This window comes from Microvirga sp. BF8, from assembly GCF_059888585.1.
In genome coordinates this window covers 1984874-2010714 of the sequence record NZ_CM187619.1, presented here as the reverse complement: position 1 = coordinate 2010714, position 25841 = coordinate 1984874, and the positions used below count along the sequence as shown (strand labels likewise).

Annotated in this window: 23 protein-coding genes; 8 read left to right on the top strand and 15 right to left on the bottom strand. The window is 63.8% G+C overall.

What is annotated here, in order from left to right; translation table 11 throughout:
- The first annotated feature begins 159 nt into the window (after window positions 1-159).
- Window positions 160-1242, top strand: coding sequence for a type III polyketide synthase (locus tag AC522E_RS09650; protein WP_500750211.1), 1083 nt, complete (start codon window positions 160-162; stop codon window positions 1240-1242).
- 46 nt (window positions 1243-1288) lie between these two features.
- Entirely contained in the window at window positions 1289-1960 is a 672-nt protein-coding gene (locus tag AC522E_RS09645) for a methyltransferase domain-containing protein (RefSeq protein WP_500750210.1), read from the top strand.
- 23 nt (window positions 1961-1983) lie between these two features.
- On the opposite strand, the gene AC522E_RS09640 is transcribed toward AC522E_RS09645, so the two are convergent.
- From AC522E_RS09640 to AC522E_RS09620, 5 genes are all read right to left on the bottom strand, one after another.
- Window positions 1984-2817 (bottom strand): anti-sigma factor family protein, encoded by an 834-nt coding sequence (locus tag AC522E_RS09640; RefSeq protein ID WP_500750209.1) that lies wholly within the window; start codon window positions 2815-2817, stop codon window positions 1984-1986.
- The gene (locus tag AC522E_RS09635; protein ID WP_500750208.1) at window positions 2814-3350 is read right to left on the bottom strand and encodes an RNA polymerase sigma factor; all 537 of its coding nucleotides are present in this window, start codon (window positions 3348-3350) and stop codon (window positions 2814-2816) included. Before AC522E_RS09635 ends, AC522E_RS09640 begins: the two co-directional genes overlap by 4 nt.
- 95 nt (window positions 3351-3445) lie before the next feature.
- Window positions 3446-3877 carry a DoxX family protein gene (locus tag AC522E_RS09630; RefSeq protein ID WP_500750207.1) on the bottom strand — a complete coding sequence of 144 codons (432 nt, stop codon included), beginning with the start codon at window positions 3875-3877 and terminating at the stop codon, window positions 3446-3448.
- A gap of 73 nt (window positions 3878-3950) precedes the next feature.
- Window positions 3951-4628, bottom strand: a complete 678-nt coding sequence (locus tag AC522E_RS09625; protein ID WP_500750206.1) for a tetratricopeptide repeat protein — start codon at window positions 4626-4628, stop codon at window positions 3951-3953.
- A gap of 128 nt (window positions 4629-4756) precedes the next feature.
- Window positions 4757-5113, bottom strand: a complete 357-nt coding sequence (locus tag AC522E_RS09620; RefSeq protein ID WP_500750205.1) for a PilZ domain-containing protein — start codon at window positions 5111-5113, stop codon at window positions 4757-4759.
- A gap of 326 nt (window positions 5114-5439) precedes the next feature.
- On the opposite strand from AC522E_RS09620, the gene rimO reads away from it, so the two are divergent.
- Window positions 5440-6756 carry a 30S ribosomal protein S12 methylthiotransferase RimO gene (gene rimO, locus AC522E_RS09615; protein WP_500750204.1) on the top strand — a complete coding sequence of 439 codons (1317 nt, stop codon included), beginning with the start codon at window positions 5440-5442 and terminating at the stop codon, window positions 6754-6756.
- A gap of 93 nt (window positions 6757-6849) precedes the next feature.
- Here the strand turns inward: rimO and pncA are convergent, their stop codons facing one another.
- From pncA to AC522E_RS09590, 5 genes are all read right to left on the bottom strand, one after another.
- Window positions 6850-7500 (bottom strand): bifunctional nicotinamidase/pyrazinamidase, encoded by a 651-nt coding sequence (gene pncA, locus AC522E_RS09610; RefSeq protein ID WP_500750203.1) that lies wholly within the window; start codon window positions 7498-7500, stop codon window positions 6850-6852.
- A gap of 157 nt (window positions 7501-7657) precedes the next feature.
- Entirely contained in the window at window positions 7658-8734 is a 1077-nt protein-coding gene (locus AC522E_RS09605) for a BMP family ABC transporter substrate-binding protein (protein ID WP_500750202.1), read from the bottom strand.
- An 89-nt stretch (window positions 8735-8823) separates the two neighbouring features.
- Window positions 8824-9741: an ABC transporter permease gene (locus AC522E_RS09600; RefSeq protein WP_500750200.1), complete on the bottom strand. Its 918-nt coding sequence runs from the start codon at window positions 9739-9741 to the stop codon at window positions 8824-8826.
- The gene (locus tag AC522E_RS09595) at window positions 9738-10814 is read right to left on the bottom strand and encodes an ABC transporter permease (protein ID WP_500750199.1); all 1077 of its coding nucleotides are present in this window, start codon (window positions 10812-10814) and stop codon (window positions 9738-9740) included. Before AC522E_RS09595 ends, AC522E_RS09600 begins: the two co-directional genes overlap by 4 nt.
- Window positions 10804-12348, bottom strand: a complete 1545-nt coding sequence (locus tag AC522E_RS09590) for an ABC transporter ATP-binding protein (protein ID WP_500750198.1) — start codon at window positions 12346-12348, stop codon at window positions 10804-10806. Before AC522E_RS09590 ends, AC522E_RS09595 begins: the two co-directional genes overlap by 11 nt.
- Window positions 12349-12566: 218 nt before the next feature.
- Here AC522E_RS09590 and AC522E_RS09585 point away from each other — a divergent pair, with 218 nt between their 5' ends.
- The gene (locus AC522E_RS09585) at window positions 12567-13769 is read left to right on the top strand and encodes a UbiH/UbiF family hydroxylase (RefSeq protein ID WP_500750636.1); all 1203 of its coding nucleotides are present in this window, start codon (window positions 12567-12569) and stop codon (window positions 13767-13769) included.
- Window positions 13770-13840: 71 nt separating this feature from the next.
- On the opposite strand, the gene AC522E_RS09580 is transcribed toward AC522E_RS09585, so the two are convergent.
- Window positions 13841-14809 carry an AEC family transporter gene (locus AC522E_RS09580; protein ID WP_500750197.1) on the bottom strand — a complete coding sequence of 323 codons (969 nt, stop codon included), beginning with the start codon at window positions 14807-14809 and terminating at the stop codon, window positions 13841-13843.
- Window positions 14810-15000: 191 nt separating this feature from the next.
- Here AC522E_RS09580 and hspQ point away from each other — a divergent pair, with 191 nt between their 5' ends.
- Window positions 15001-15330, top strand: coding sequence for a heat shock protein HspQ (hspQ, locus tag AC522E_RS09575; RefSeq protein ID WP_500750196.1), 330 nt, complete (start codon window positions 15001-15003; stop codon window positions 15328-15330).
- An 84-nt stretch (window positions 15331-15414) separates the two neighbouring features.
- On the opposite strand, the gene AC522E_RS09570 is transcribed toward hspQ, so the two are convergent.
- The gene (locus AC522E_RS09570; protein WP_500750195.1) at window positions 15415-16173 is read right to left on the bottom strand and encodes an invasion associated locus B family protein; all 759 of its coding nucleotides are present in this window, start codon (window positions 16171-16173) and stop codon (window positions 15415-15417) included.
- 222 nt (window positions 16174-16395) lie between these two features.
- On the opposite strand from AC522E_RS09570, the gene AC522E_RS09565 reads away from it, so the two are divergent.
- Window positions 16396-18207, top strand: coding sequence for an extracellular solute-binding protein (locus AC522E_RS09565; RefSeq protein WP_500750194.1), 1812 nt, complete (start codon window positions 16396-16398; stop codon window positions 18205-18207).
- A gap of 126 nt (window positions 18208-18333) precedes the next feature.
- Complete coding sequence (locus tag AC522E_RS09560; RefSeq protein ID WP_500750193.1) at window positions 18334-18678, top strand: hypothetical protein; 345 nt, start codon at window positions 18334-18336, stop codon at window positions 18676-18678.
- 3 nt (window positions 18679-18681) lie between these two features.
- On the opposite strand, the gene AC522E_RS09555 is transcribed toward AC522E_RS09560, so the two are convergent.
- The 3 genes from AC522E_RS09555 to AC522E_RS09545 all read right to left on the bottom strand — a co-directional run bounded on the left by AC522E_RS09555 (window position 18682) and on the right by AC522E_RS09545 (window position 23465).
- Window positions 18682-19575, bottom strand: a complete 894-nt coding sequence (locus tag AC522E_RS09555; protein WP_500750192.1) for a serine hydrolase domain-containing protein — start codon at window positions 19573-19575, stop codon at window positions 18682-18684.
- 3 nt (window positions 19576-19578) lie between these two features.
- Complete coding sequence (gene mfd / locus AC522E_RS09550) at window positions 19579-23100, bottom strand: transcription-repair coupling factor (protein ID WP_500750191.1); 3522 nt, start codon at window positions 23098-23100, stop codon at window positions 19579-19581.
- Between the two features lie 68 nt (window positions 23101-23168).
- The gene (locus tag AC522E_RS09545) at window positions 23169-23465 is read right to left on the bottom strand and encodes an FAD assembly factor SdhE (RefSeq protein WP_500750190.1); all 297 of its coding nucleotides are present in this window, start codon (window positions 23463-23465) and stop codon (window positions 23169-23171) included.
- 89 nt (window positions 23466-23554) lie between these two features.
- Between AC522E_RS09545 and recG the strand changes: the two genes are divergently transcribed.
- Window positions 23555-25672: an ATP-dependent DNA helicase RecG gene (gene recG / locus AC522E_RS09540; RefSeq protein WP_500750189.1), complete on the top strand. Its 2118-nt coding sequence runs from the start codon at window positions 23555-23557 to the stop codon at window positions 25670-25672.
- The last annotated feature ends 169 nt before the right edge of the window (window positions 25673-25841 follow it).

The window sequence follows — 25841 nt, the reverse complement described above, 5'->3', positions numbered from 1 at the left end:
CCGGACATTCCCGCGATCCATGCTCTGTGTGAACGCTAGCCTCGCGGCCGTGAGCACGCGTCCACACGGACATGTGATCGCTTTTTCGCCCCTCCTGCGAATTTTCGCCGGGTTGCGGTGTTCTCTCGCACATTCACTGATGTACCGCACGGGTGACGCATGACGGGCGCTCATATCAATCGCATCGGTACGGCGGTCCCGGAACATGACGTGCACGGGACCTTCATCCAATTCGTGGACCAGTTCCTGCCTGACCGGCGAAGCAAGCTTCTCTTCAGACGAATGGTGCAGCGGTCGGATATCGATCACCGCTATTCAACCCTTGCGCCGGGCGCGAGCATTGACGATGGCGCCGATCGTGAAGGGTATTATCGCCCGGGCCGGTTCGCCGGTACGGCGACCCGCATGGCCCATTTTGAGACGCATGCGATCGAGCTTGCCCAGCGTGCCGTCGAGGAACTGGGTCTCAATGGAGAGCACTCGTCCGTGACTCACCTCGTCGTTGCGTCCTGTACCGGCTTCACGGCGCCGGGCCTTGATCAGCAGCTGATCGAACGCCTCGCACTTAACCCCTCGGTCGAACGCACGCTGGTTGGCTTCATGGGATGTGCGGCGGCCGTCAACGCCTTGAAGGTTGCGCATCACATCGTTCGGTCCGAGCCTTCCGCAAGGGTCCTTGTGATCAACCTTGAACTGTGCACGCTCCATCTTCAGGAGACGTCGGACATCGAAGTCCTCCTGAGCGCGCTCCTCTTCGGCGACGGCTGCTCGGCCTGTCTGGTCTCGGCGAATCCCGTGGGCATCGCTCTGAAGGACTTTCGGGTCGCGACAATCCCGGACACCCGGGACCTCATCACATGGCGGATCGGAAACACCGGGTTCGAGATGACGCTGTCCGGTGAGGTCCCGGCACAGATCGCCCGGATGCTGCGACAGGAAGCCATGCGAAACGACGATCACGGGATTCTGCGGGGGCAGCACAAGGACGATTTCGATCTCTGGGCCGTTCATGCGGGCGGCCGCACCGTGCTTGATGCCGTCGAACAGGGTCTGGATCTTGCCCCCGAGGCGCTCCGGTGGTCACGCAGCGTGCTGCGCGACTTCGGCAATATGTCGTCGGCGACACTGATGTTCGTCCTCCAGCGCATGATGCAGTCGGGGGTCTCGAAGGCACAAGGTTTCGGTATGGCATTTGGACCGGGTCTGGTCGCGGAGACCTTCCGCTTCACCCTCAGCGCATAGCGCCATGCCACGGGCGCTGAGATACCGAAGTCTCGAGCCGGAACTCATGGATGTCGAGACCTTGTCCCGCGACGACTACAGGGCCTTTCTGGAGGATCTGGCCCGCATCAACCTCCTGACGCTGACCCATCGCCCCATCATGGCGTGGCTTGACCGCGCAACCCGCAGATTGAGCCCATCGGACAAGCTGACCATCCTCGATGTCGGGTTCGGCTATGGCGACCTGCTGCGCCGCATCCATCGCTGGAGCAGGCCGAGGGGATGGAGCGTGGATTTGATGGGCATCGACCTGATCCCGCTCAGCGAGATCATCGCCCGTACCGCGACCCCCGTGGAGATGCGGATCGACTATCGTACGGCGGATGTCTTCCAGTTCGATCCCGGCCGCCCTGTCGACTTCGTGGTCAGCTCTCAGACCGCGCATCACCTGTCCCAAGAGCAGCTTGTCGCTTTCGTCAGATGGATGGAGCGCATCACCGTGAGGGGCTGGTTCATCGCCGACCTGCATCGGCACAGCATCCCGTTTCATAGCTTCCGCATCCTCGCGCGGGTCGCTCGACGACACCGGTTCGTGCAGAACGATGGTCCCCTTTCGATCGCACGCAGCTTTCGACGGGACGACTGGGAGCACATCGTGGCCGCAGCCGGATTGGACCCTTCCGACGTCGCGATCCGCTGGCACATGCCGTTCCGACTGTGCGTCAGCAGGCTCAAATGAACGGATGGCGAGTCGGGCGGACGCTAGCCCGATAGGCGACCCGAGAGCTCGTCCGCAAGCCTTTGCAGCCGAGGAACCGGGACGCGTCCGAGCAGCATGAAGCTGTGACGCCCCCGGGACCAATAGACGATGTTGAAGCCGAGCCTCTGCTCCGTCCTCTGCCCGACATCGGGGCTGTCGTCTGCGATGATACACAGGGCGATGGGCCCGCTCGCCGGATCGAGATAGGCAATCTGCCCGAGCGGTCTGCTGTCGTATTGGAAGAGCTGCGCGCGCTTCAGCGACAGGCTCGGCAGAGTGACCTTCTGTGCAGAGAGCGCCATTCCCATCTTGGCGCCTACCCTCGCAATCTCTTGCTCCCGCGCGGCGGCATCGTCCGGAATGCCGGCCAGCGTCTCCGACGTGTAGAGACTCAAGTATTCGGCCACGATCTGGCGCCAGTCGTCATCGTTGGAGGCGGTTTCGATCGATGTCAGGTTCCGCATGGTCTGGACGAACGTGGGCATCTGCCATCCAACACCAATGCCGACGATGAAGAGAAGGGCCGCGGCGACGGCTGTCAGGACATTGCTCCGCATCCATTTGGGCCTCTGCGCCACTGCGTGGGGCGAAGGCGGAGCACTTAGACCTCCGAGCATGGCTTCGAGCCTAGCCTGAGGCGCCTGATCGAGAAGCGGTTCGAAAGCCTTGCGGAACGGACGATTGCCCGCGGACAGCAGGATCAGGCGCCGTTGCAGGTCGTGATCGTCGGCAACTTTTCGGGCCATCCGGATCCGCTCGTCGGCCGGAAGTTCGCCGTCGAGAAAGGCGACGAGTTCCTCGTCCTCGGGGTGACTGTTGTCATTTGAGTCAGTCATGGCTGCCTTGTCCTCGGCGGCTTTGGAACATGCGCCTCCTGTGGGCCGAGGCGAGCCAGCGTGACCCGGGCTGCCGCCAAGCGGCTCATGATCGTCCCTATGGGAACATCGAGTACGGCCGCGGCCTCGCGGTAAGCCAGGCCTTCCACATAGACGAGAAAAACGGCCTCCCGCTGCGCGTCGGGAAGCGACTGCATCTCCCTCAGGACCTGATGAAGGAGGACGTTCGCCTCGACCTGCCCGGCGCCGTCCACGACAAGCGTCGCTTCGGCATCGACGGTGCCTTCGCCGGTTCGAATGCGACGGGCGCGGATCTCATTGAGCCAGATAGACCGCAGGATCGAGAACAGCCAGCGATCGATCCTGGTTCCGGCTTCGAACTGGTGGGCACGCTCGAGCGCGCGCACGCAGGTGGCCTGAACCAGATCCTCGGCCGTGTCGCGCCGCCCCGTCAGGAAATAGCCGAAACGCCAAAGCCGGGACAGATGCCCGGCGAGCGCCGCCTTCACCTCTTCTGAGCCATTGCCGATCATGCGCTGCAGAGATGAGCCTTCCCAAGCCTTCCCTTTCGGTATCAGAGACGGCTTTGTGGGACATTTGAAGGCTTTCCGCTCGACGGCGCAACCGGTCATCCCTGCTGACCCGTCATTTCAGAAGCGGGATAGGCACCCATCCGCCGGGCCCGCAACGCGTCAAGGGACCACTCTCCGGCGCCGAAGGCCAGGATCATCAGGAAGCCTCCTGCGATCGCGATGTCCTTGTTGAAATGGATGAACTCGTCAGCCTTCGAAAAATCAGCGTGGAAGAGCAGCGCAGTCAGAACGCAGAAGCCTGCCAGCGCCAGCGCCGCGAGGCGGGCCTGGAACCCGAACGCGATGAACAATCCCCCGCCCAGCTCGGTGAAGATCACGACTGGCAGAAGCGAGCCCGACACGCCATGGACCTCCATGTATTGCACCGTTCCCGCGTAGTTGCCGAGCTTGCTCCAACCCTCGAGGATGAAGATGAGGGCCAGCATGAGCCTGGCTACGAACCCGACCGGCGCCTGAAGCTTGGTCATCGCTCTCTCCCAGATCGGGCGCGGCGATCACTCGCCACGCCGCGGGATCCCCTGGTCTCTTTCTCTGCCGCCGTTACCTGGTCGCGGCTTCGATGGCTTCGGCGAGATCTGCGTATTCCTCGCATTCTTTTCCGCAGAGCGTCTGGATGACCTGCAACTGCTCCTGGGCAAGGTCAAGCTTGCCTTGAGTCACATAGGCCTCGCCCAGATATTCCCGAACCTGCGCGTATTGCGGATCCAGGGCCACGGACCTGAGATAATAGCCGATGCCTTCGTCGGTCCGACCGAGTTTGCGCGTGATGTAGCCACGATAATTGAGCGCTTTCGGCGTGTTGGGATTGCGCACCATGTTGAGCGTCTCGAGAGCCTCGTCGAACCGCTCGGCCTTCGCCAGGGCGAAGGCGTAGTCAACCACCGCGTCGTCGGTCAGGGCCTCGCTTCGGACCTGGACACAACGGCGGGATCTCTGGCTGTAGATCTGGCCGCGGGGGCAGGTGGCCATGAGCGTGCTGGTATCACCGCCCCTGCCACCCTCGCCGCCGGCGCTGCCGCTGGCCCCCCCCGTGCCTCCGCCCGCACCACCGCTGCCTCCAGCGCTGCCACCCCCGGCGCTACCACCACTCCCTCCACCCGAGTCCCCGCCGCCGCCCGCAGCGAAGGCAGGCAAAGGAACGAATGTGGAGCCGATCGACAGAGCAAGAATTCCTGCCAGCAGACCTAGACGGTGCATGGCATCCCGGTGGCCTTTCATGGTGTCCTCCTGACGAGCAATCGCCCGCCGAGTAACACCGGGGCCCCACGAATTATTCGCTCCTCGGGACTCGGAACTGTCCGATGGGGTCCGCGACAGGCACCTGGGTCTCCTACACGGCCCGCTCGCTAGACCCTGCCGATTTGCCGACCGATGGCCATCGTGGCGGTCCAGGGTCGCTTCCCTGCCTTGACGCAATCTCCGTCAGCGAACGAGACTCCGGCGAAATCGTTCTCTCTCCAGCAAAGCTTGGCCCGGAATACCTGCAGCGTGTGTGAAGCGACATAGAGCAGGAAGCTCTCCGGGAGCCGTACGCTCGCCCGGATCGCCAGCTTTGCGCCGCCCGACGAAATGTTCTCAACCTCACAATGGATCATCGTCCACGCGTCGACGACAATCTTGGCCTGATGATGGGCGCGGCGGCGTTTGGCGCTACGGAGATCTGCATGCTTTGGGATGGAGACGGGCGGTCCGACAGATGCCATATGACCCGCGGTGGCTGATTTGCAGGGGAATAACGCAACGTCGACACCTTGGGCGCATGCCCGGCCCCACTCAAGTTCCACAAGGAATCCCTATCCCAATGGACAGGGAACACGACCAAATGGGTCGCACTGGCCATCAGGCGGGTTTCTGTGCTAATCGCCTACGGCGACGGCGAACCACTTCCTTCAGGCGGGTTTGCCGGCCCGATCGCTCGAATGGCGGTCGCCTCTCGCGACCAGCCGTTCCCTGCCATGAATTCGCGCCGATGCGGTCCTAGGCGGGCATCACGATTGTCAGTCACGCCCCGAAATGTGGAATTCTGCGGATGAATGCTCCCGCGCCCAAAGTCTCGTTCGTATCCCTAGGCTGCCCCAAGGCTCTCGTGGATTCGGAACGGATCATCACTCAGCTCCGCGCCCAAGGGTACGAGCTGACCAAGCGGCACGACGGCGCGGACGTGGTGATCGTCAACACATGCGGCTTTCTCGACAGCGCCAAGGCCGAATCCCTTGATGCCATCGGCGCCGCAATGGCCGAGAACGGCAAGGTCATCGTCACCGGCTGCATGGGCGCCGAGCCGGAGCAGATTCGGGAACGCTTCCCTAACGTCTTGGCGATTACCGGGCCTCAGCAATACGAGACCGTCGTCGGCGCCGTTCATCAGGCTGCCCCACCGGCTCACGATCCCTTCCTGGATCTCGTCCCGCCCCAGGGGGTCAAGCTCACGCCGCGGCACTACGCCTACCTCAAGATTTCGGAGGGCTGCAACAACCGCTGCTCCTTCTGCATCATTCCGAAACTGCGCGGCGATCTCGTCAGCCGCCCCATCGGCGACGTGCTGCGCGAGGCGGAAAAGCTGGCGAAGGCCGGCGTCAAGGAGATCCTCGTCATATCTCAGGACACCAGCGCCTACGGCCTCGACATCAAGTATCAGCCGAGCCTGTGGCGGGACCGGGAGGTCCGCACGCGCTTCTACGATCTTGCCCGCGAGCTCGGGGAGCTGGGGCTCTGGGTGCGCATGCACTATGTCTATCCATACCCGCACGTGGACGAGGTCATTCCGCTCATGGCGGAGGGGAAGATCCTTCCCTATCTGGATATCCCGTTCCAACACGCCTCCCCGACGGTCCTGAAGGCCATGCGCCGCCCGGCCCACCAGGAGAAGACCCTCGACCGCATCCGCAAGTGGCGCGAGATCTGCCCGGACCTGGCGATCCGCTCCACCTTCATTGTGGGCTTTCCCGGCGAAACCGAGGAGGACGTGGACTTCCTTCTGGATTGGCTCAAGGAAGCCAAGCTCGACCGGGTCGGCTGCTTCCGCTACGAGCCAGTGAAGGGTGCCCCGGCGAATGAGCTGGGCGCCGAGGTTCCTCCGGAGGTCAAGGACGAGCGTTGGCACCGCTTCATGAAGACCCAGCGCGATGTCAGCTCGCGGCTTCTCAAAGCCAAGGTCGGCAAGCGCCTTCCTGTCATCATCGACGAGCCCGGCGCCAGCGTCGCCAAGGGCCGGACGAAATATGACGCGCCCGAGATCGACGGTTCCGTTTATGTCGCCTCGCGCCGGCCGCTCCGTGTCGGAGATGTCGTGACCGTCAAGATCGAGCGTTCGGACGAATATGACCTTCACGGGACGGCCGTGTAGCGCCGGATAATCCCCGGCCACGGCGTTCCCAGGCGGTTGAAAGCCTCTAGGCTCCTGGCGCCGCTCGGCGGTTCCTGGACGCTGACCTTCGCCTCACGGCGTGCTGATCCCGGTGCTTTGAATGAGGTGGATACCCGCCGCTTTCAAATTGCGTAACGCGCGATCGAGCGATCCGCCCGTGTCGATTGCGCGGGAAGCATCCTCGATCACGTAGGTTTCGAAGCCTGCCGCCTTCGCGTCGAGTGCGGTCCAGGCAACGCAGTAATCCGTGGCGAGGCCCGTGCAGAACAGCCGCCTGAAGCCACGCTCCTTCAGATAGCCCGCCAGGCCGGTTGCCGTGCGCCGATCTGCCTCGATGAAGCCCGAATAGCTGTCGATGGCGGGATCATAGCCCTTGCGGATCACGAGTTGAGCATGAGGAACCTGCAGGTCCTCGGAGATGTCCGCTCCCCTCGTGCCTTGGACACAGTGGTCCGGCCAAAGGATCTGCGTGCCGTAGGCCAGCTCGATCATTTCGAAGGGCTTCTTTCCGAAATGGCTCGATGCGAAGGACGTATGCCCCTTCGGGTGCCAGTCCTGGGTCAACAGAACATGCCGGAATGCCTTTGCCAGCCGGTTGATCGGGCCGATCACGGCATCTCCATCGGGGACGGCAAGGGCGCCGCCGGGGAGGAAGTCGTATTGCACGTCCGTGACGACGAGGGCATCGCTGTCCGTCGGCACGATCACAGGACGGTCTGGCATGGCCACCCTTTCTCGGGATGAAGGATCGAAAGGAAAAGGACGGCCGAGCGATCGGCCGTCCTCATGGGAAACGCGTGAGCATTGGATCCGCCGGGGGAGCGCATCGATCGCACCGGAGAACCGGTCCCCCCTTCCCCCGCAATGAATGCTCCGGCGATTATTGCGGCAGCTTGTCGTCGATGCCCTTCACATAGAAGTTCATGCTGAGGATCTGCTCGTCGGAAAGGGCACCGTTGCCCTTGCACTCCACCTGCGACCCGTCCTGCTTGACGACCGGGCACTTGAACGGGTTGAGCGTGCCCGACTTGATCGCGGCTTCGGTCTCTTCCGCCATCTTCTTCACGTCATCGGGCATATTCTTGTAGGGGGACATCACCACCATGTGGGCGGCGAGACCACCCCAGGTGTCCTCCGACTTCCAGGTGCCGTCGAGAACGGCCTTGGCGCGGGCGACGTAGTAGTCTGACCAGTTGTCGACGATGGCGGTCAGCTGCGCCTTGGGCGCGAACTGCTCCATGTCCGAGGCCTGGCCGAAGCCGAACTTGCCACGGGCTTCCGCCGCCTGAAGCGGCGCCGGACTATCCGTATGCTGGGCGATGATGTCGACGCCCTGATCGAGCAGCGCCTTCGCCGCGTCTGCTTCCTTCGCCGGATCGTACCAGGAGTTCGCCCAGACGACCTTGATCTTGATGTTGGGGTTTACGGACTGGGCACCGAGAAAATATGAGTTGATGCCCGAAACGACCTCCGGAATGGGGAACGCGCCCACGTAGCCGATGGTCCCGGACTTCGACATCTTTCCGGCAATCTGACCGATGATGTAGCGGCCCTCATGGAACTTCGCAGCATAGGTCGCCAGATTCGGGGCCCGCTTGAACCCTGTGGCATGCTCGAACTTCACGTTGGGATATTTCTTCGCGACCTTCAGGGTTGGCTCCATGAAGCCGAACGAGGTCGTGAAGATCAGCTTGTGGCCCGTGCGCGCGAGCTGTTCGATGGCCCGTTCGGAATCGGCTTCCGGAACACTTTCCACATAGGTGGTCTCGACCTTGTCGCCGAGCGCCTTTTCGACCGCCTTGCGGCCGACATCGTGCTGATGGCTCCAGCCGTAATCGCCGACCGGGCCGACATAGATGAAGCCGATCTTGAGTTTCTCCTGCGCAGCCGCGCCGCCGGCCGCGAGGCCAAGGGCGGCTACGCCCGCCACTGCGCCGAGAATGGTTCGAAAGGACATGTTGGCTCCCCTGTTTGACTTTCCGCTTTTCGTCGCAGGTCTGAATATTTCCCGCAAGTGTCTCTGTGCCTACAATAACATCGCTTTGTTTACCGGTCAGGCACGAAAGGCACCCCCAGCGATCCCGGCGCCCCGATGGCGCGGCCATGACGCAACGACAGCAGCAGCAGGGCGAGGATCGTAGCCAGGTATGGAACGGCCGAGAGGAGCTGCGAGGGAACTCCGAACTGGGCCGCCTGGGCATGGAGTTGCAGCACCGTCGCCGCGCCGAAGATATAGGCTCCGATCAGCACCCAGCCCGGCCGCCAGGCGGCAAAGACAACGAGGGCGAGCGCGATCCATCCCCGACCCGCCGTCATGCCCGGCGACCAGAAGCGGGTATAGACAAGCGAGAGATAGGCTCCCGCCAGCCCTGCACAGGCGCCGCCGAAAAGGATCGCCAGGATGCGCGTGCGGAGCACCGGCAGTCCCAGGCCATGAGCCGAGATGTGGTTTTCGCCGATCGAGCGCAGGATCAGTCCAGCCCGCGTCCTGCCCAGGTAAAAAGCAACGGCAACGGTGAGCAGGATGGATGCGTAGACGAAGAGGTCCTGCTCAAAAAACAGGCGGCCGACCATCGGCAGCTCGCTGAGGCCCGGAACCGAGATGGCCTCAACCGGGTTGCGGCGGGCGCCGACGAAGGGAGCACCGATCAGGCCCGAAAGGCCCAGGCCCAGGATCGTCAGAGCCAATCCCGATCCGACCTGATTGGCCGCGAAACCGAGGACGACGGTGGCGAAGATCAACGCCATGGCAACGCCTGCCACGACTCCGGCTCCGACCCCGATCAGGGTCGAGTCGAACGTGACGGCAGCCGCGAAGCTGCACGCGGCCCCCATGGCCATCATGCCCTCGACACCGAGGTTGAGCACGCCGGAGCGCTCCGCCACGAGTTCGCCGAGCGCAGCGATGAGAAGTGGGGTTGAGGCGGTGACGATCGTCAGCAAAATGGCCTCGAACGTGGTCATTTGCCCCCTCCCCGGCCGACGATGCGGATGCGGTTGCTCACCAGGGCGTCGGCAGAGAGCACGCACAGAAGAAGAATGCCTTGAAAGGCCTGGGTCAGGTCGAGCGGCAGCTTGAGAAGGATCTGCGCGCTTTCACCACCGATGAAGGTCAGGGCGACCACGAGGGCCGCGACGAGGATGCCGAGTGGGTTGAGCCGGCCCAGGAAGGCGACTGTGATGGCGGTGAAGCCGTATCCCGGAGAGATCGACGGTTGCAGCTGGCCGATCTGACCCGCAACCTCCGAAATCCCCGCCAGACCCGCGAGGCCGCCGGAAATCGCGAAGACGGCGAGCGTTGTGCTCTTGGAACTGAACCCGGCAAACCGCGCCGCCCGGGGAGCGTCGCCCGTCAGGCGCAGGCGATAACCGAAGAGGGTCCGTCCGAGCACGATCGCTGTGACGAGAACGGCGAGAACGGCGAACACGGTGCCGTAATGGACGCGGCTCGCTTCTCCGAGAGTCGGCAGCGTCGCGGCGGGATCGAACGTGACCGACTGCGGAAAATTGAAGCCCTTCGGATCCCGCCACGGGCCGCGGACCAGGTAGTCGAGGAGCAGTTGCGCCACATAGACCAGCATCAGGCTGGTCAGGATCTCGTTGACGCCGAACCGCGTCCTCAGGAAGGCCGGGATCAGGCCGTAAAGCGCGCCACCGGCAAGACCGAGCAGGACCATCGCGGGCAGGACCCAGGCCCCGGCCTCCGTCCCATGGGTCCGCAGGGCCAGCCAGCCTCCGAAGATGGCGCCGATCACATACTGGCCCTCCGCGCCGATGTTCCAGAGATTGGCGCGAAAACAATAGGACAGGCCGATGGCAATCAGGGCGAGTGGGGTTGCCTTCACGAGCAGTTCCTGGATCGACCAGGGATCGCTCAGAGGCTGCAGGACATAGACCTGGAACGCAGCGACCGGGGACCGGCCCATGAGCCAGATCACAAGACCGGCGATGAGGAAGGCCGTCAGGAAGGCGAGAACGGGGGCGAGAGCGCGCATGGCAGGGGCCACCGATGTGCGCGGCGTCAACTCAAACCGCATGAGACGCCCCGTGCACCTGTGCTTCTCCCAGCATTTCGAGGCCGACGGCCTCCTTGGTCCATTCGGTGATGCGTCTCAAGGGACTCAGATGGCCGTTGTGGATCACCGCCATCCTGTCCGCGATCTCGAACAATTCGTCCAGATCCTGGCTGATCACCACGACGGCGCTGCCCTCGCTCGCAAGATCGACGAGCGCCTGGCGGATCAGCCGCGCTGCGCCCGCATCGACGCCCCAGGTCGGCTGATCGACAATCAGGAGTCTCGGGCGCCGGATGATCTCCCGGCCGATCACGAATTTCTGCAGGTTGCCGCCGGAGAGTTTGCGTGCCTGAGGGTCCGTTTCCGGCGTGCGGACGTCGAAACTTTTGACGATCGACTGGGCCAGGCGCTTGGCGGCATTGAGCAGGATGAATCCGGAGTGGCTCACCTCAGCGGCCGCATGGGAGATCAGGGTGTTCTCGCTCAAACGGTGCGTCGGGGCCGCCGCGTGGCCAAGCCGCTCCTCGGGAACGAAGGCCGCGCCAAGTCGGCGGCGCGCGTCGATTCCTTCTGTTCCGCAGGGCCGATCCCCGATCCGGATCAGGTCGGCTCGGCCCGCCGTCGTCTCCCCGGACAACGCGGCGAAAAGCTCGCTCTGCCCGTTGCCCGCGACACCGGCGATGCCGACGACCTCTCCTGCGCGGACATTCAGGGTAATATTCTCGAGAGACTGGCCGTGGACGCTGCCGGCGGGAAGCGAGAGGTTGCGGACCTCGAGCATTTCCCCTCTGGCAATATGGGGAGTGCCGGAGCGGACCTCTCCCACTTCCGTGCCGACCATGAGAGCGGCAATCTCCCGGGCGCTCTTCACACGAGGATCGAGGGTCCCTACCACGCGCCCGCCCCGCAGGATGGTCGCATGTCGGCAAAGGCGACGGACTTCCTCCAGCTTGTGCGAAATGTAGAGGATTGAGCAGCCGTCTGCGGCCAGCTTGTCCAGGGTGACGAACAGATGCTCGGCTTCCTGGGGCGTGAGGACGGACGTGGGCTCGTCGAGAATGAGCAGCCGCGGGTTCTGAAGCAGGCAGCGGACGATCTCGATGCGCTGCCGTTCGCCCGCCGAAAGCGTCCAGACGGCGCGGTCCGGCTCCAGGGCCAAACCGTAGGCGCGACTGATATCGCCGAGGCGCGCCCGGACACGCGACAATGTCCAGTCCTTCGACAGGGCGACGGCGATGTTCTCCGCGACCGTCAGTTCATCAAATAGAGAAAAATGCTGGAACACCATGCCGATGCCCAGCGCCCTCGCCTCGACGGGCGACGAAATCCTTATCGGCTGCCCCTCCCAGAGGATCTGGCCAGCGCTCGGCTCGATCACGCCATAGAGGATCTTGACGAGGGTCGATTTGCCCGCGCCGTTCTCTCCCAGCAGGGCGTGAATCTCGCTCCGGCCGATGGCAAGGTCGATATGGTCATTGGCCAGGAGGTCGCCGTAGCGTTTGCTGATGCCTTTAAGCTCAACGAGGGGCCGCGATGATGGAACGTCTGCCTTCACGCACTACGACTCTGGCTTAGAGGTTTATGGGGCTGCCGATACGGAACCTACATGTCAGCTTGCGCGATCTGGGACAAGCATGTTTCGGCATCGACATCCACCGGGTAACGGATCATAGGGATGAGCCGTGCCGGTCGGCAATGGCGAATGGTTGCTTTATTGTGGGTTTGGAGCCGTTTCCCCGGCCGGATCGGTAAGGAAATCACGTGTCAGAACACATGTATGACATCGTCGTCGTCGGCGCCGGGGCGGCCGGGCTCTGCGCCGCTCTCGCCTTCGCCCGCGACGGATACGGAACCGCCCTGGTAGGGACGCTCGACACCCGTCGAGACGGGCGAACCGTGGCGCTCCTGGACGGATCGGTCCGCCTGCTCGATGCCCTTGGCGTCTGGAGCAAGATCGCGGCGGAGGCCGCCCCTCTCGAGACGATGCGGATCATCGACGATACGGGCAGCCTCTTCCGTCCGCCGCCGGTCTCCTTCCGAGCCTCGGAGATCGGGCTAGAAGCCTTCGGCTGGAACATCGAGAATGCCACGCTCGTCGAAAAGCTCGCCGAAGCGGCCAGAGCTCAGGGAAACCTGACCCTGCTGCCGCAGCAGGCTGCCGGTTGCGCAGTCGCGGAGAAAGAGGCGCGGGTGACCCTTGCGGACGGGACGGTGCTGAAGAGCAGTCTCGTCGTTGCGGCGGACGGGCGCAATTCCCGCCTGCGCCAGGCGGCCGGCATCGAGACCAGGACCTGGTCCTATCCCCAGTCGGCCGTTACCGCCATTCTCACGCATGAGAGGAACCACCGGGACATCTCGACTGAATTCCATGCCCGGCACGGACCGTTCACGCTCGTTCCCCTCCCCGGCCGCCGCTCGAGCCTGGTCTGGGTGACGCGACCCGAACGGGCGAAGGAGCTGTCAGCCCTCGACGATGAGAGCCTCGCTCTCGCTATCGAGCGCCAGGCGCAGTCGATCCTCGGCGCCATGCGCCTCGATGGTCCCCGTGGTCTCGTTCCCATGGGCGGCCTGTCGGTCACCCGCTTCCAGGCGCCGCGCCTTGCCTTGGTGGGCGAGGCCGCACATGTCTTCCCCCCCATCGGCGCCCAGGGACTCAACCTGGGCCTGCGCGATATCGCTGCCCTTCGCGACGCGGTCATCGATGCCGGGGATGAGGGCCACGAGCCGGGTTCGGAGCAGGCCCTCGCGCGCTACCAGCGCGGGCGGGATCTCGATGTCCGGCTGCGCACGACAGCGGTCGATAGCCTGAACCGTACGCTGCTCGCCGGTTTTCTCCCAGCGGATTTCCTGCGTGGAGCCGGGTTGCTGACCCTGAGCAACATTGGCCCGCTCCGCCGCGCGGTGATGCGCGAAGGGGTGCTTCCGAGAATCGGAGCTCCTCGGCTGATGCAAGGCGGAAGCCCCGGCCGGCCCTAGGTCCCCATCGCCGATGATCGTGTGATCCTAGATGCCGGACGTTTCCCGGCGAGGCGGCAACCTGTTTCCGCCTAGGGGAACAGGTCATATGGCAGGGCGCCGATGCGGATCACGTAAAGCAGGGCTGTCAGCGAGGTCATGGACGCGATGGTTCCCATCAAGACGCAGGCGGAGGCCCGCTCCACGCCGACATTGTACTGCGTCGAGATCACGAAAATGTTGAGGGCGGGCGGCAATGCCGCCATCGTGATGGCGGCGAAGGTCCAGGTCGGGCCGAAATCCCCGAGAGCGGACAGCAGGACCCAGACCAGAAAGGGATGGAGCGCCAGTTTGACGATCACGAGAGCCGGTACCTCCGGTGGAATGCGCCAGAGCGGCCGGAGGGCGACGGTCACACCGAGAATGAACAGGGCGCAGGGTGCGGCGGCCCCCGATAGCCACGCGATCATCTGATCCAGCGCCGAGGGGAGTCGCAGGTGCAGATAGCTGGCCGTGACGCCAAGGGCCGTCGCGACATTGAACGGGTGCGTCACAACGCGCCAGACGATTCGGCGCAGGGTCGCGCCGGGCGTGAGCTTCTCGAGGCCGGCCACGGACATGAGCAAGGGCACGAGGGAGAACAGCAGCAGGTTGTCGAAGACGAAGATCAGGACCACCGGCGCGCTGGCCGCGGGCCCGATGGCCGCCAGGACAAGCGGCGGTCCCATATAGCCGATATTGGAATAAGATCCTGCAACGCCCTGCATCACGGACTGGGCGATATCCCTTGTATGTCGCCAGCCGGCGGCGAACGAGAGGATGAAAGCGAGCAGAGTCGCCGTCGTCGTGGCCAGCACGAAGGACCAGTTCGTCAGCTGATCCAGTGATTTATCCGCAATCAGCCGAAAGAAAAGACATGGCAGCGCCACATAGATGAGGAAGAATTGCATCCAGGCCAGCCCGGACTCGGGCTGCTTGACAATCCTGCCGCAGAAGAAGCCGAGGCCGATCAACCCGAAAAATGGCGCAAGAAGGTTGATCAGCCCGATCAGGTCTGACATCGCAGGGCTCTCCGTGGCAAAATTGTCGCCTCTTCTGGCGGGATTCCCGGAAGGCAGCAATGCCGTCAAGGGAGCCCGCCCGCGACGTGGTTGCAGCCCTAGCGTGAATGGAGTCACTTTCGGAATCGTGACGCGGCCCGATTTGGAGAATTCGATCAGCGTCTCTATATGCCGGGCATGGAGTTCAAGTCATGAAAGCGGGTTTGGCAAAATTCGCGATCGGCCAAGTGGTGAAGCATCGGCTCTTCGAGTTCCGGGGCCTGATCTTCGATGTGGATCCTGAGTTCGACAACACCGAGGAATGGTGGCTGTCCATTCCTGAGGAAATCAGGCCCCACAAGGATCAGCCCTTCTACCATCTCTTCGCCGAGAACGCCGAAAGCGAGTACATCGCCTATGTCTCGGAGCAGAACCTCGTGCCCGATTCGTCGGCCGAACCGCTGCGCAATCCCCTGATCGAAGAGTTGTTCGACCGGGATGAAAGGGGACAGTACCGCGCGAAGCCCATCCTGGCCCACTAGGACCCTCCCCGGCCCCGATCGCCGCAATGAAAAACGCCGGGCTCGATGGCCCGGCGTTCTTGTCGATCAGGATGGGACGGCGCCTTACGGCTTCGGAGCAGGCGTCGCGGGAGCGGCCGGCGCGGCCGAGGCGTCGCCGCCGAGCTTCTTGCGGAGCTCCTCGCTCTTCTTCTCAAGCTCTTCCTGAAGCTTCTTCTGTTGCTCCTCGAGAACCTTCGGGTCGATTGGCGGGCCGTCGAAGGCCTTGCCGAACCCGGCAGCAGGCACCGCAAAGGTGACGAGGCGGCCGGCCTGGTTCTGAACGCTGACGTTCAGATTCTGGCCCTTCTTCATGGATGCGATGAAATCGTCCTTCACTTCAGCTTCCGCAAAGCAGCCGTTGGGGAAGCAGACCGCGTACTTGCCGTCGGTCGGCTGGCCCTGGTCAACGGTGAAGCGGATGCCAGGCTGGAGGAGAAGGCCGAGCGGCATCAGGAAACGGACGATCTTCTTGTTCTGCGGTCCCTTCACATCGTAGAGGGCCACTGCCAGGACGGGCTGCCCCTGGTCGGACACGAAGTCGCGGGTGGTGTAGCAGATCTCGGAATTGGTACCCTGATCCTTGCCGCAAACCTTCGTCCAGTCCGGCTGGGACGGCTCGGCCTTGACCTGCACCACCATCGGGCCGGTGTTCTGCTGCTGCTGCTGGGCCTGCGGAGCGGCGGCCGGGGCCGCGGGCTTCGCCGGTGCCGGCGCGGCGGGCTTCGTCTGCGCCAGAGCCGGCGCCGCGCTCAAGATAAGGGCCATGGCCGTGGTCAGGCCACGGGTGCCCCCCAGGCTCGCGAGGCGGGTCGCGAATGACATGTGGTAGATCCTCTTTTCAGTCGAACGGTCGGCTTCTGGATTGGCCGTATAATCGGCGCGGTGTGTAACCTTCAAGGGAAAGGTTGAATCTTTGCCGATTAAGGCGAAGACATGACGGTGTGGCGCTCCTTTAACCTTTCATGGAATAGGTTTCCAGTCGCTCCGGACAACTTTCTTTATAATATTCCATCCTCTCGCCTGTACCCCGGAGCGGGGAACGCCATGAGTCGAAACTGCCTGGGAATGCCCGGAATCGTGGTGGCCGCAATGCTCGCGTTCCTGGGGTTCCTCTCGCCTGCGCAGAGTGAGACGCCACGCCATGGCATCGCCATGCACGGGGAACCGGCCCTTCCCGCGGATTTCCCACACCTTCCCTATGCCAATCCAGACGCCCCGCGCGGAGGGCGAATCACCCTCGCCCTCCAGGGCAGCTTCGACAGCCTCAACCCGCTGATCGTTCTCGGCGTCGCTCCGGACGCGGTGCCGCGCTATGTCCTCCAGAGCCTGATGATGCGTTCGCTCGACGAGCCGTTCACGGTCTATGGGCTCGTTGCCCGGTCGGCCGAGATGCCGGACGATCGGAGCTCGGTCACGTTCAATCTCGATGCCAGGGCCTGCTTCTCGGATGGCCATCCGCTAACCGCGGAGGACGTGCGTTTCACGTTCGAGCTGCTGCGCCAACATGGGAAGCCCTTCTATCGCTCGAGCTTCGGGCAGGTCCGGGCTGTCGAAGTCGAAACTCCCTATCGGATCCGTTTCGACCTGACAGGCGCCGACGATCGCGAGCTGCCGCTCAATATCGCGATGATGCCGATTCTTGCAGCTCACGCCACTGATCCGGAGACCTTTGCCAATACGACGCTGACGCCGCCGGTCGGGTCCGGACCGTTCGAGATCACGGAGATCAAACCCGGCGAGCGCATCGTTCTGAAGCGGCGCGAGGACTACTGGGCCAAAGACCTGCCGATCATGCGCGGCATCTTCAACTTCGACGAGATCCGGTACGATTTCTATCGCGATGCCAATACGATGTTCGAGGCTTTTAAAGCTGGACTTTACGACTATCGGATGGAGGGCGACCCGGACCGGTGGTCGACCGGATATGAGTTTCCGGCGGCGAAGGACGGGCGCATCACCCTTGAGACCCTTCCCATTCGCACCCCGAAGGGCATGAACGGCTTCGTCTTCAACACGCGCCGTTCCATCTTTTCCGATGCGCGGGTTCGGGAGGCACTCGGTTATCTCTTCGATTTCGAATGGGTCAACCGGAACCTGTATTATGGCCTTCTTGCCCGGTCCGACAGCTATTTTGCAGGATCGGATCTCTCCTCTTCCGGTCGGCCCGCCAGCGAGCGGGAACGCATGCTCCTGGCCCCTTTTCCCAACGCGGTCCGAAACGACATCCTGGAAGGGCGCTGGTCGCCGCCCAGTTCCGACGGTTCCGGCCGGGACCGGGACCAGGCACGCCGCGCTCTCCAGATTCTCGACGAGGCGGGCTGGGTGCTCGATGCCGGCATCCTGCGCAGGAAAGCCGACGGCGAGCCCTTCACCTTTGAGATCCTGGTCAATTCCCGGCGGCAGGAACGGCTGGCGCTCAACTTTTCTCAGACCCTCTCCCGCATCGGGATCACGGCTCGGGTGCGCCTCGTCGACGACGTCCAGTATTGGCGGCGGCTGTCGACTTTCGATTTCGATATGGTGCAATGGATCTGGCCGGCCTCTGCCTCACCCGGCAACGAGCAACGGAATCGCTGGAGCAGCTTGGCCGCGCAGCGTGGCGGTTCCCTCAACTATTCGGGAGCAGCCTCCCCGGCGATCGACCGGATGATCGATGCCCTTTTGGAGGTTCGCAGCCGCGACGAATTCGTCGCAGCGGTCAGATCCCTCGATCGAATTCTGCTCTCGGGATTTTACGTGGTTCCGCTGTTCTACCTGAACGATCAATGGCTTGCCTACCGCAGTGGGTTGAAGCACCCGGAAGGACCGCCCGTTCTGGGCACCACCATCGATACCTGGTGGTGGCGGGCAAAGTAGTGGGAACCCCTTCGGATTAGCTTGGCTGTTCCATTGCCATTCATCTGAACCGTGAAACAAATGATCCTGCCGGACGTTGGTGGCGTACCCCGCTTAAGCTGCCACATTTCGCTGCAGGATACCGATATGAACGGATTCCAGAAGGTTCTTGTCGTCGACAATGGCGACCGTGAGCCGGACAGTACTCTTTCCGTCGAACTCGCCGGCATGGGATATGCCAGCGTTACCGCGCCCTACGAGGCTGCGGACGATGTCCTTGCGATGATGCCGAGCCCCGCGGCGGTCGTGCTTCAGATGCCGCGTCAGGCGGATTGGTCTGAGCGCCGCCGATTTCTCGAACTCGCCCACCGGTTGCGTCGGTCCCTGTCTCCGAGTGGAATCCCGGTTCTGATCACGGGCGGGGTGAGCGGCGCCTTGACCCTGCTTCAGAACGAACTCGGCACCCGAGCCGTGGCAGGCCCCGACCTCTGAGCCTCAATTTGCAATCAAGGCGAAGGCTTTTGCCTCTGTGGCTCCCGCATCCTCGCTGGTCCGAAAGACCGCTGCAGTCCGCTTTCGGCCCGACTGGGCCTGGTAAACCGCAAATCCGCTCCCTGGACCTCCACCCGTATGACCCAGGACGGGACCGATGGTCGCCTCGCCGGCCATGACGCCCAGCCCATAACCCGGTTTCCTCCAGGGGCGACCGGGAACCGGATCCGGCAGAAAGCAAGGCGTTCCCATGTCGTTGCGCAACGGTTCGGGAAGCAGGTTTTTCGAGAGCAGCCGATCGAGGAGGAGCGCTGCGTCCGCAATGCTTCCGACCAGCAGCCCGTGATAGACCCAGCCCGGGTGATACGAGGCTGCAGATCCTATCTCGACGTCACGGAGATCTTCCGGCACCGAGGCAAGTCTTGCGCTTCCGATATCCAAAGGAGCGAGGACCAGGCGATGCAGCGCAGCACCGAGGTCGCTTTGTGTCTCTTCTTCGATCAGGCGTCCGATCAGAGCGTAGCCAATATTGGAATAGGCCCACCCTGTTCCAGGTTCATGCATGAGCCGATCCGCGCCGCATCGCTCCCAAACCTCCTCGAACGCCCACGGCGGCGCCCCCTGCGCGACCGCCCGATGGTAATCGCCAAGTCCGCCGTAGTCGGGCAGTCCCGACCGATGCTGGAGCACCTGCCGCAGGGTGTAGTTCCTGCCCGGCAGACAGGAATCCAAGGCAACCTTGCCGTTGCGAACCAAAGCAAGCGCCGCCGCGGCAAGCACCGTTTTGGTGAAGCTCCACCACGGGACGACACGGTCGGCGTCCCATGCCTCGACGACAGTGCCCCTCTCAACAACCGCCCAGCCTATGCAATTCTCACGGGCAGACGGGCCGGGCATCGGTCATGCCGCCTTCTTTTCGGCAATGCGGACCAGGCTGCGGAGGATCGACGTACTCGCCTTGATGCGCTCCTCGGAGCTTTCCACGTCCCGGATGAAGACGATCTTCATGTCGGGGCGGACCTTAGCGAAGGACCCCTGCTCCGCCACATAGGCGACGAGACCTCCCGGATTGGCGAAGGAATTGTCCCTGAAGGAGACGATGATGCCCTTCGGGCCGCCATCGACCTTCTCCACATTCGCACGGCGGCACAGAACCTTGATCGACATGATCTTGAGGAGTTGGCTGACCTCAGACGGCAGCGGGCCGAAGCGATCGATCAGCTCCGCGCCGAAAGCGTCGATCTCGTCGTCGGTCTCGAGGGTCGAGAGACGCCGGTACAGGCCGAGGCGCAGCTGCAGATCCTGCACATAGGTTTCCGGAATCATGACGGGCGCTCCCACCGCGATCGTCGGTGACCACTGGTCCTCCGCCGGCTCTTCGATACCCGCCTTCAGCTGCGCGACCGCTTCCTCCAGCATCTGCTGGTAGAGCTCGTATCCGACCTCCTTGATATGGCCGGACTGCTCCTCGCCGAGGAGATTGCCTGCACCGCGGATGTCGAGATCGTGGGAGGCGAGCTGGAAGCCCGCGCCCAGCGTGTCGAGGCTCTGCAGGACCTTGAGCCGGCGCTCGGCTTGTACGGTGAGCGGCTTGTTGGCCGGGACCGAGAAGAGCGCATAGGCCCTGGTCTTCGAGCGCCCGACCCGGCCGCGCAGCTGGTAGAGCTGCGACAGGCCGAACATGTCGGCGCGATGGACGATGAGCGTGTTGGCTGTCGGGATATCGAGGCCCGATTCCACGATCGTGGTCGAGAGCAGGATGTCATATTTGCCTTCGTAGAAGGCGGTCATGACATCTTCGAGCTGGCCCGCCGCCATCTGACCATGAGCTACTGCGACCTTGGCCTCCGGCACCTCCCTGTCCAGGAAGGCTTTGACCTCGCCGAGATCGTCGAGGCGCGGCACGACGTAGAAGGCCTGCCCTCCCCTGTAGCGCTCGCGCAGCAGCGCCTCACGGATCAGGAGCGGATCGAACGGTGTCACGAAGGTCCGGACCGCGAGGCGATCCACCGGCGGCGTGGTGATGAGCGACAGTTCTCGCACTCCGGTAAGCGCCAGCTGGAGCGTCCGCGGAATCGGCGTCGCCGAGAGGGTCAACACATGGACCTCAGCCCTCAGCTCCTTCAGGCGCTCCTTGTGGCCGACGCCGAAATGCTGCTCCTCGTCGACGATGATGAGGCCGAGATCCTTGAACTGGATCGACTTGCCGAGCAGCGCATGGGTCCCGACGACAATGTCGACTGACCCGTCAGTCAGTCCTTCCTTGACCTTCTTCATCTCCGCGGCCGGCACGAAACGCGAAGCCTGGGCGATGTTGAGCGGCAGCCCGCGGAAGCGTTCCGCAAAGGTCCTGAAATGCTGCCGCGCCAGAAGCGTCGTCGGCACGACGACGGCGACCTGCTTTCCGTTCATGGCCGACACGAAGGCGGCGCGCAGCGCGACCTCTGTCTTGCCGAAACCCACGTCACCACAGACAAGGCGATCCATCGGGCGGCCGGAGCCAAGATCGTCCAGGACCGCGTCGATGGCGTTCATCTGATCCTCGGTTTCCTCGTAAGGGAAACGGGCCGCGAATTCGTCATAGAGGCCGTCCGGAGGCGGAAGCCTCGGCGCATCCTTGAGAATGCGGGCGGCCGCGATCTTCATGAGCGCGCCCGCCATCTCGCGGATGCGCTGTTTCATCCGCGCCTTGCGGGCCTGCCATGCTCCGCCGCCGAGCTTGTCGAGTTGGACTTCCGTTTCTTCCGACCCGTAGCGGGTCAGGAGTTCGATGTTCTCGACCGGCAGAAAGAGTCGGTCACCCCCCGCATAATGAAGCTCGAGGCAGTCATGGGGCGCGCCCGCCGCCTCGATGGTCTTCAGGCCCTCGAACCGTCCGATGCCGTGGTCCACATGGACAACGAGGTCGCCCGGCGTGAGGGCCGCGACCTCCGTCAGGAAATCCTGTGGCCGTTTTGCCCTGCGCTTCTGGCGCACCAGGCGGTCGCCCAGAATGTCCTGCTCGCTGATGACAGCCAGATCGCCAGCCTCGAAGCCCGACTCGAGGCTCCAGACCCCGATCGGGATCTCGATCCGCGGCAGGGCAAGGGCATCTGACAGGCGCGCCACGAGACTTGTCTGGCGCAGGTCGTGGTCTTGGAGGACATGGGCCAGCCGTTCGCGGGAGCCTTCGGACCATGCGCCGACGATGACGCGCTTGCCGCCGGCCTGGAGATCCCGGATGTGGCGCACTGCCGCCTCGAAGACATTGGCATTCTCATCGGCACGCTCGGCAATGAAATTCCGGCCCCGTCGCGCCTCGCAATCGATGATGAGGCGCTCGCCCGATTCCGGCATGGCGAACGGCGTCAGCCGCACGAGCGGCAGAGCTTCAGCGCGCGATGCCCATTCGTCCGGCTTCAGGTAGAGCGCATCGGGCGCAAGCGGGCGATAGGGCGCGACCCCGGGCTGGTTCTGGCCCAGGCCCTCACGGCGCGCATCGTAATAGTCTTGAACCTGGGACAGGCGCTCCGCCGCCGCATCGTCCGCCAGGGTATCGAAAACGACCGGAACGCCAGGAACGTAGTCAAAAAGCGTATCGAGGTGGTCATGGAACAGGGGAAGCCAATGCTCCAGCCCTGGATAACGTCTGCCCTCGCTGATCGCCTCGTAGAGGCGGTCGTCCCGGGTCGGGGCTCCGAAAGCCGCGATATAGGCCTGGCGGAAGCGCTTGATGCTTTCGGTGGTAAGCTGGACCTCGCTCATGGGCACAAGGTCGAGCGCGCGCAGCGTGCCCACGGTGCGCTGGGTCTCGGGGTCGAAGGACCGGATGGATTCGAGCGCGTCGCCGAAGAAGTCGAGCCGGACCGGATTGGGCAATCCCGCCGGGTACAGGTCGATGATGCCGCCACGAACCGCATACTCGCCCGTATCGCGAACGGTCCCGGTGCGCAGGAAGCCGTTCGTCTCCAGCCAGTTGATGAGCAGCGTCGTATCGACCACGTTTCCGGGCGCGGCGGAGAAGGTCTCGGCTGCGATCCGGGCCCTCGGTGGAACGCGCTGGACCAGGGCGTTCACGGTCGTCGAAAGGATGCGTGGACGCTCCTCCGAGGTCTTGGAACGAGCCAGTCTCGCGAGGGTCGTCATGCGCTGGGCCGTCGCGCCCGCATTGGGGGAGACACGGTCATAAGGCTGGCAATCCCATGCCGGGAACGGCAGGATCTCGACCTCGGGGGCGATGAAGCCGAGGCTGTTGGCAAAATTCTGCTGCCGGAGCCCGTCACGGGCGACGTGAACCAGAACTGCGGCCTCCTCCACCTGACCGGCGAGGCTCCGGGCGAGATCTGCGACTGCGAGCGCATCGAAGCCCTCCGGAACGCTGGAAAGCGTCAGGTTCTGGCCCTTCTTGAGAGCATCGACGGCGCGGATCAGAGCGGGTTTCATGCGAAATTGGCCAAAAAGGTGGAACGCGGGCCGGAGGGCCCGGTTCGAACAGAAGGTCTATGACAGATTCAAACGTGAATCGGGCTGGTATGGGAATGAAAGCCCTTCAGCCGACGGAACACGGCACTGTCATAGTTTTCGGGCGTCGCGGCCTCGCCGGTGATCCAGGCCAGGAGGTCCCGGTCCGGCACTTCGATGAGCCGTTCGAACTCGCCCAGATCCTCTTCCGACATGGTCCCGATTTCGGCATCGGCGAACCGGCCCATGATTAGGTCCATTTCCCGCATGCCGCGATGCCAGGCCCGGAACAGGGTTCGCCGGCGGCGGACGTCGAGGTCGGCGCTCGTGCGTGTCGTTCCGCTCATGCATATTCTCCATTTGTTCAGGAATGGCGTCGCGTCGGGGCGGCTTGGCGGCTATATAACAATCCCGGTTAGACTTGCCACCCGTTCAGATGTCATTGCGCCCATCCATTCTCGACCCGTTTTTTGCCCCTGCCTCGACCCTTCCCGGAGTCGGCCCCAAAATTGCGCCCCTGCTCGACCGGCTTCTCGGGGAGCCGGACCGGCCGGCTCGGGTCATGGACCTGCTGTTTCACGTTCCCAGCGGCGGCATCGCGCGCGAGATGAAGGGGTCGATCGCAGATGCTCCCGTCGGTGAGCCGGTCACCCTCTCCGTGACCGTCGCGGCCCATCGCCCGCCGCCTCCGGGCCGCCGCGCACCCTATCGCGTGCTGGTGGAGGACGAGACCGGTGAGGTGGTGCTCGTCTTCTTCAACGGCCAGAAGGCCCGCCTCGAAAAGCTCCTGCCTATCGGACAGCGCCGCTATATCTCCGGAAAGATCGAATTGTGGGACGGTACGCGGCAGATGGTGCACCCGGACCGCGTCCTGGACGAGCGGGGAATCGAGAACCTTCCCGCGGTGGAGGCGGTCTACGGCCTCACCGAGGGTCTCTCCTCGCGGATGGTCGGGCGCTATATCGGCGCGGCCCTGGAGAGACTGCCGACATTGCCTGAATGGCAGGATCCAGCCTGGCTCTCGCGCAATGCGCTGCCGCCCCTTTCCGAGGCTCTGGGATTACTGCACCGACCAGATGACGCGCAGGCGCTCTCCGATGAGGCGCTCGCCAAGTCACCCATGCGTCGTCGCCTGGCCTATGACGAACTCCTGGCTTCGCAACTCGCTCTTGCCCTTGTGCGCAGCCGTATGCGCCGGTTGCCCGGTCGGGTGAATGCCGGAGACGGGCACCTCGTGGAAATCCTGAAACAAGCCCTGCCCTTCGGGCTTACACGTTCCCAAGCCAAGGCCGTCGAGGAAATCCGGCACGATCTCGTGGCCGACAAGCGAATGCTCCGCCTGCTGCAGGGCGATGTCGGCTCGGGAAAAACCGTCGTCGGGCTTCTTGCCATGGCCAGCGCCATCGAAGCCGGCCGCCAGGCGGCCCTTATGGCGCCGACCGAAATTCTGGCCCGCCAGCACTACGAGCGGATCGCCCCCATGGCGCGCGAGGCGGGCCTGACGATTGCTCTCCTGACCGGGCGCGACAAGGGCGCGGAACGCAGAGCCGTCCTCGCAGGTCTCGCAGACGGCAGCATCCAGATCGCCGTCGGCACCCATGCTCTCTTTCAGGAGGGTGTCGCCTTTCACGATCTCGGCCTTGCCGTCGTGGACGAGCAGCATCGTTTCGGCGTTCACCAGCGCCTGGCGCTCGGAGCGAAGGGGCAGGCCGTCGACATCCTCGTCATGACGGCGACGCCTATCCCCCGCACTCTCGCCCTCACCTACTTCGGCGACATGGATGTCTCCGTGCTCGACGAGAAGCCGGCAGGCCGCAAGCCGATCGCGACGAAGCTCATCTCCATCGAACGGCTGGACGAGGTCATCGGCGCCATTGGCCGGGCCACCGCGAACGGCGATCAGGTTTATTGGGTTTGCCCCCTTGTCGGCGAATCCGAGACCGTCGACCTTGCCGCTGCCGAGGAGCGGTTCGAACAACTCCGAGGCGTGTTCGGGAATCAGGTCGGGCTCGTGCACGGCAAGCTCGCCGGTCGCGACAAGGACGCGGCCATGGAGTGCTTTTCGAAGGGCGAGACCAAGGTCCTGGTCTCCACCACGGTCATCGAAGTCGGAGTCGACGTGCCTCAGGCGACAGTCATGGTGATCGAACATGCGGAGCGCTTCGGTCTTGCGCAGCTCCACCAATTGCGTGGGCGTATCGGCCGCGGATCGCGCTCGTCCACGTGCCTTCTCGTCTATAAGGGACCGCTGGGACAGACGGCGCAGGCGCGGCTCGAAATGATGCGCCAGACAGAGGATGGCTTCCGGATCGCCGAAGAGGACCTGCGCCTGCGCGGCGAAGGCGAGGTGCTTGGGACTCGCCAGTCGGGACTTCCCGGATTCAAGCTCGCCCGCCTCGACGTCGATGCCGACCTTCTTGCCGCCGCTCGCGACGATGCAAGGCTGATCGTCGATCGCGACCCCGAGCTCACGACCGAACGGGGAACGGCACTCCGGGTCCTGCTCTATCTCTTCGAACGGGATTCGGCGATCAGGCTCCTGCGCGCGGGGTAGGAGCGCTGCCCCTGTGTCACCGCCGTCCCGGGGGAGCGAAGCCGCAATCCCGTAGCCACGACAGTACAGGATGAGGCGCAGTGGCTGCGCAGCCCATTGTTCTGCAAGGTCGGTGGTTCTGGGTTCCGGGCCTGGTCCTGCGGACCATCCCGGAATGACAAGGCCTGAT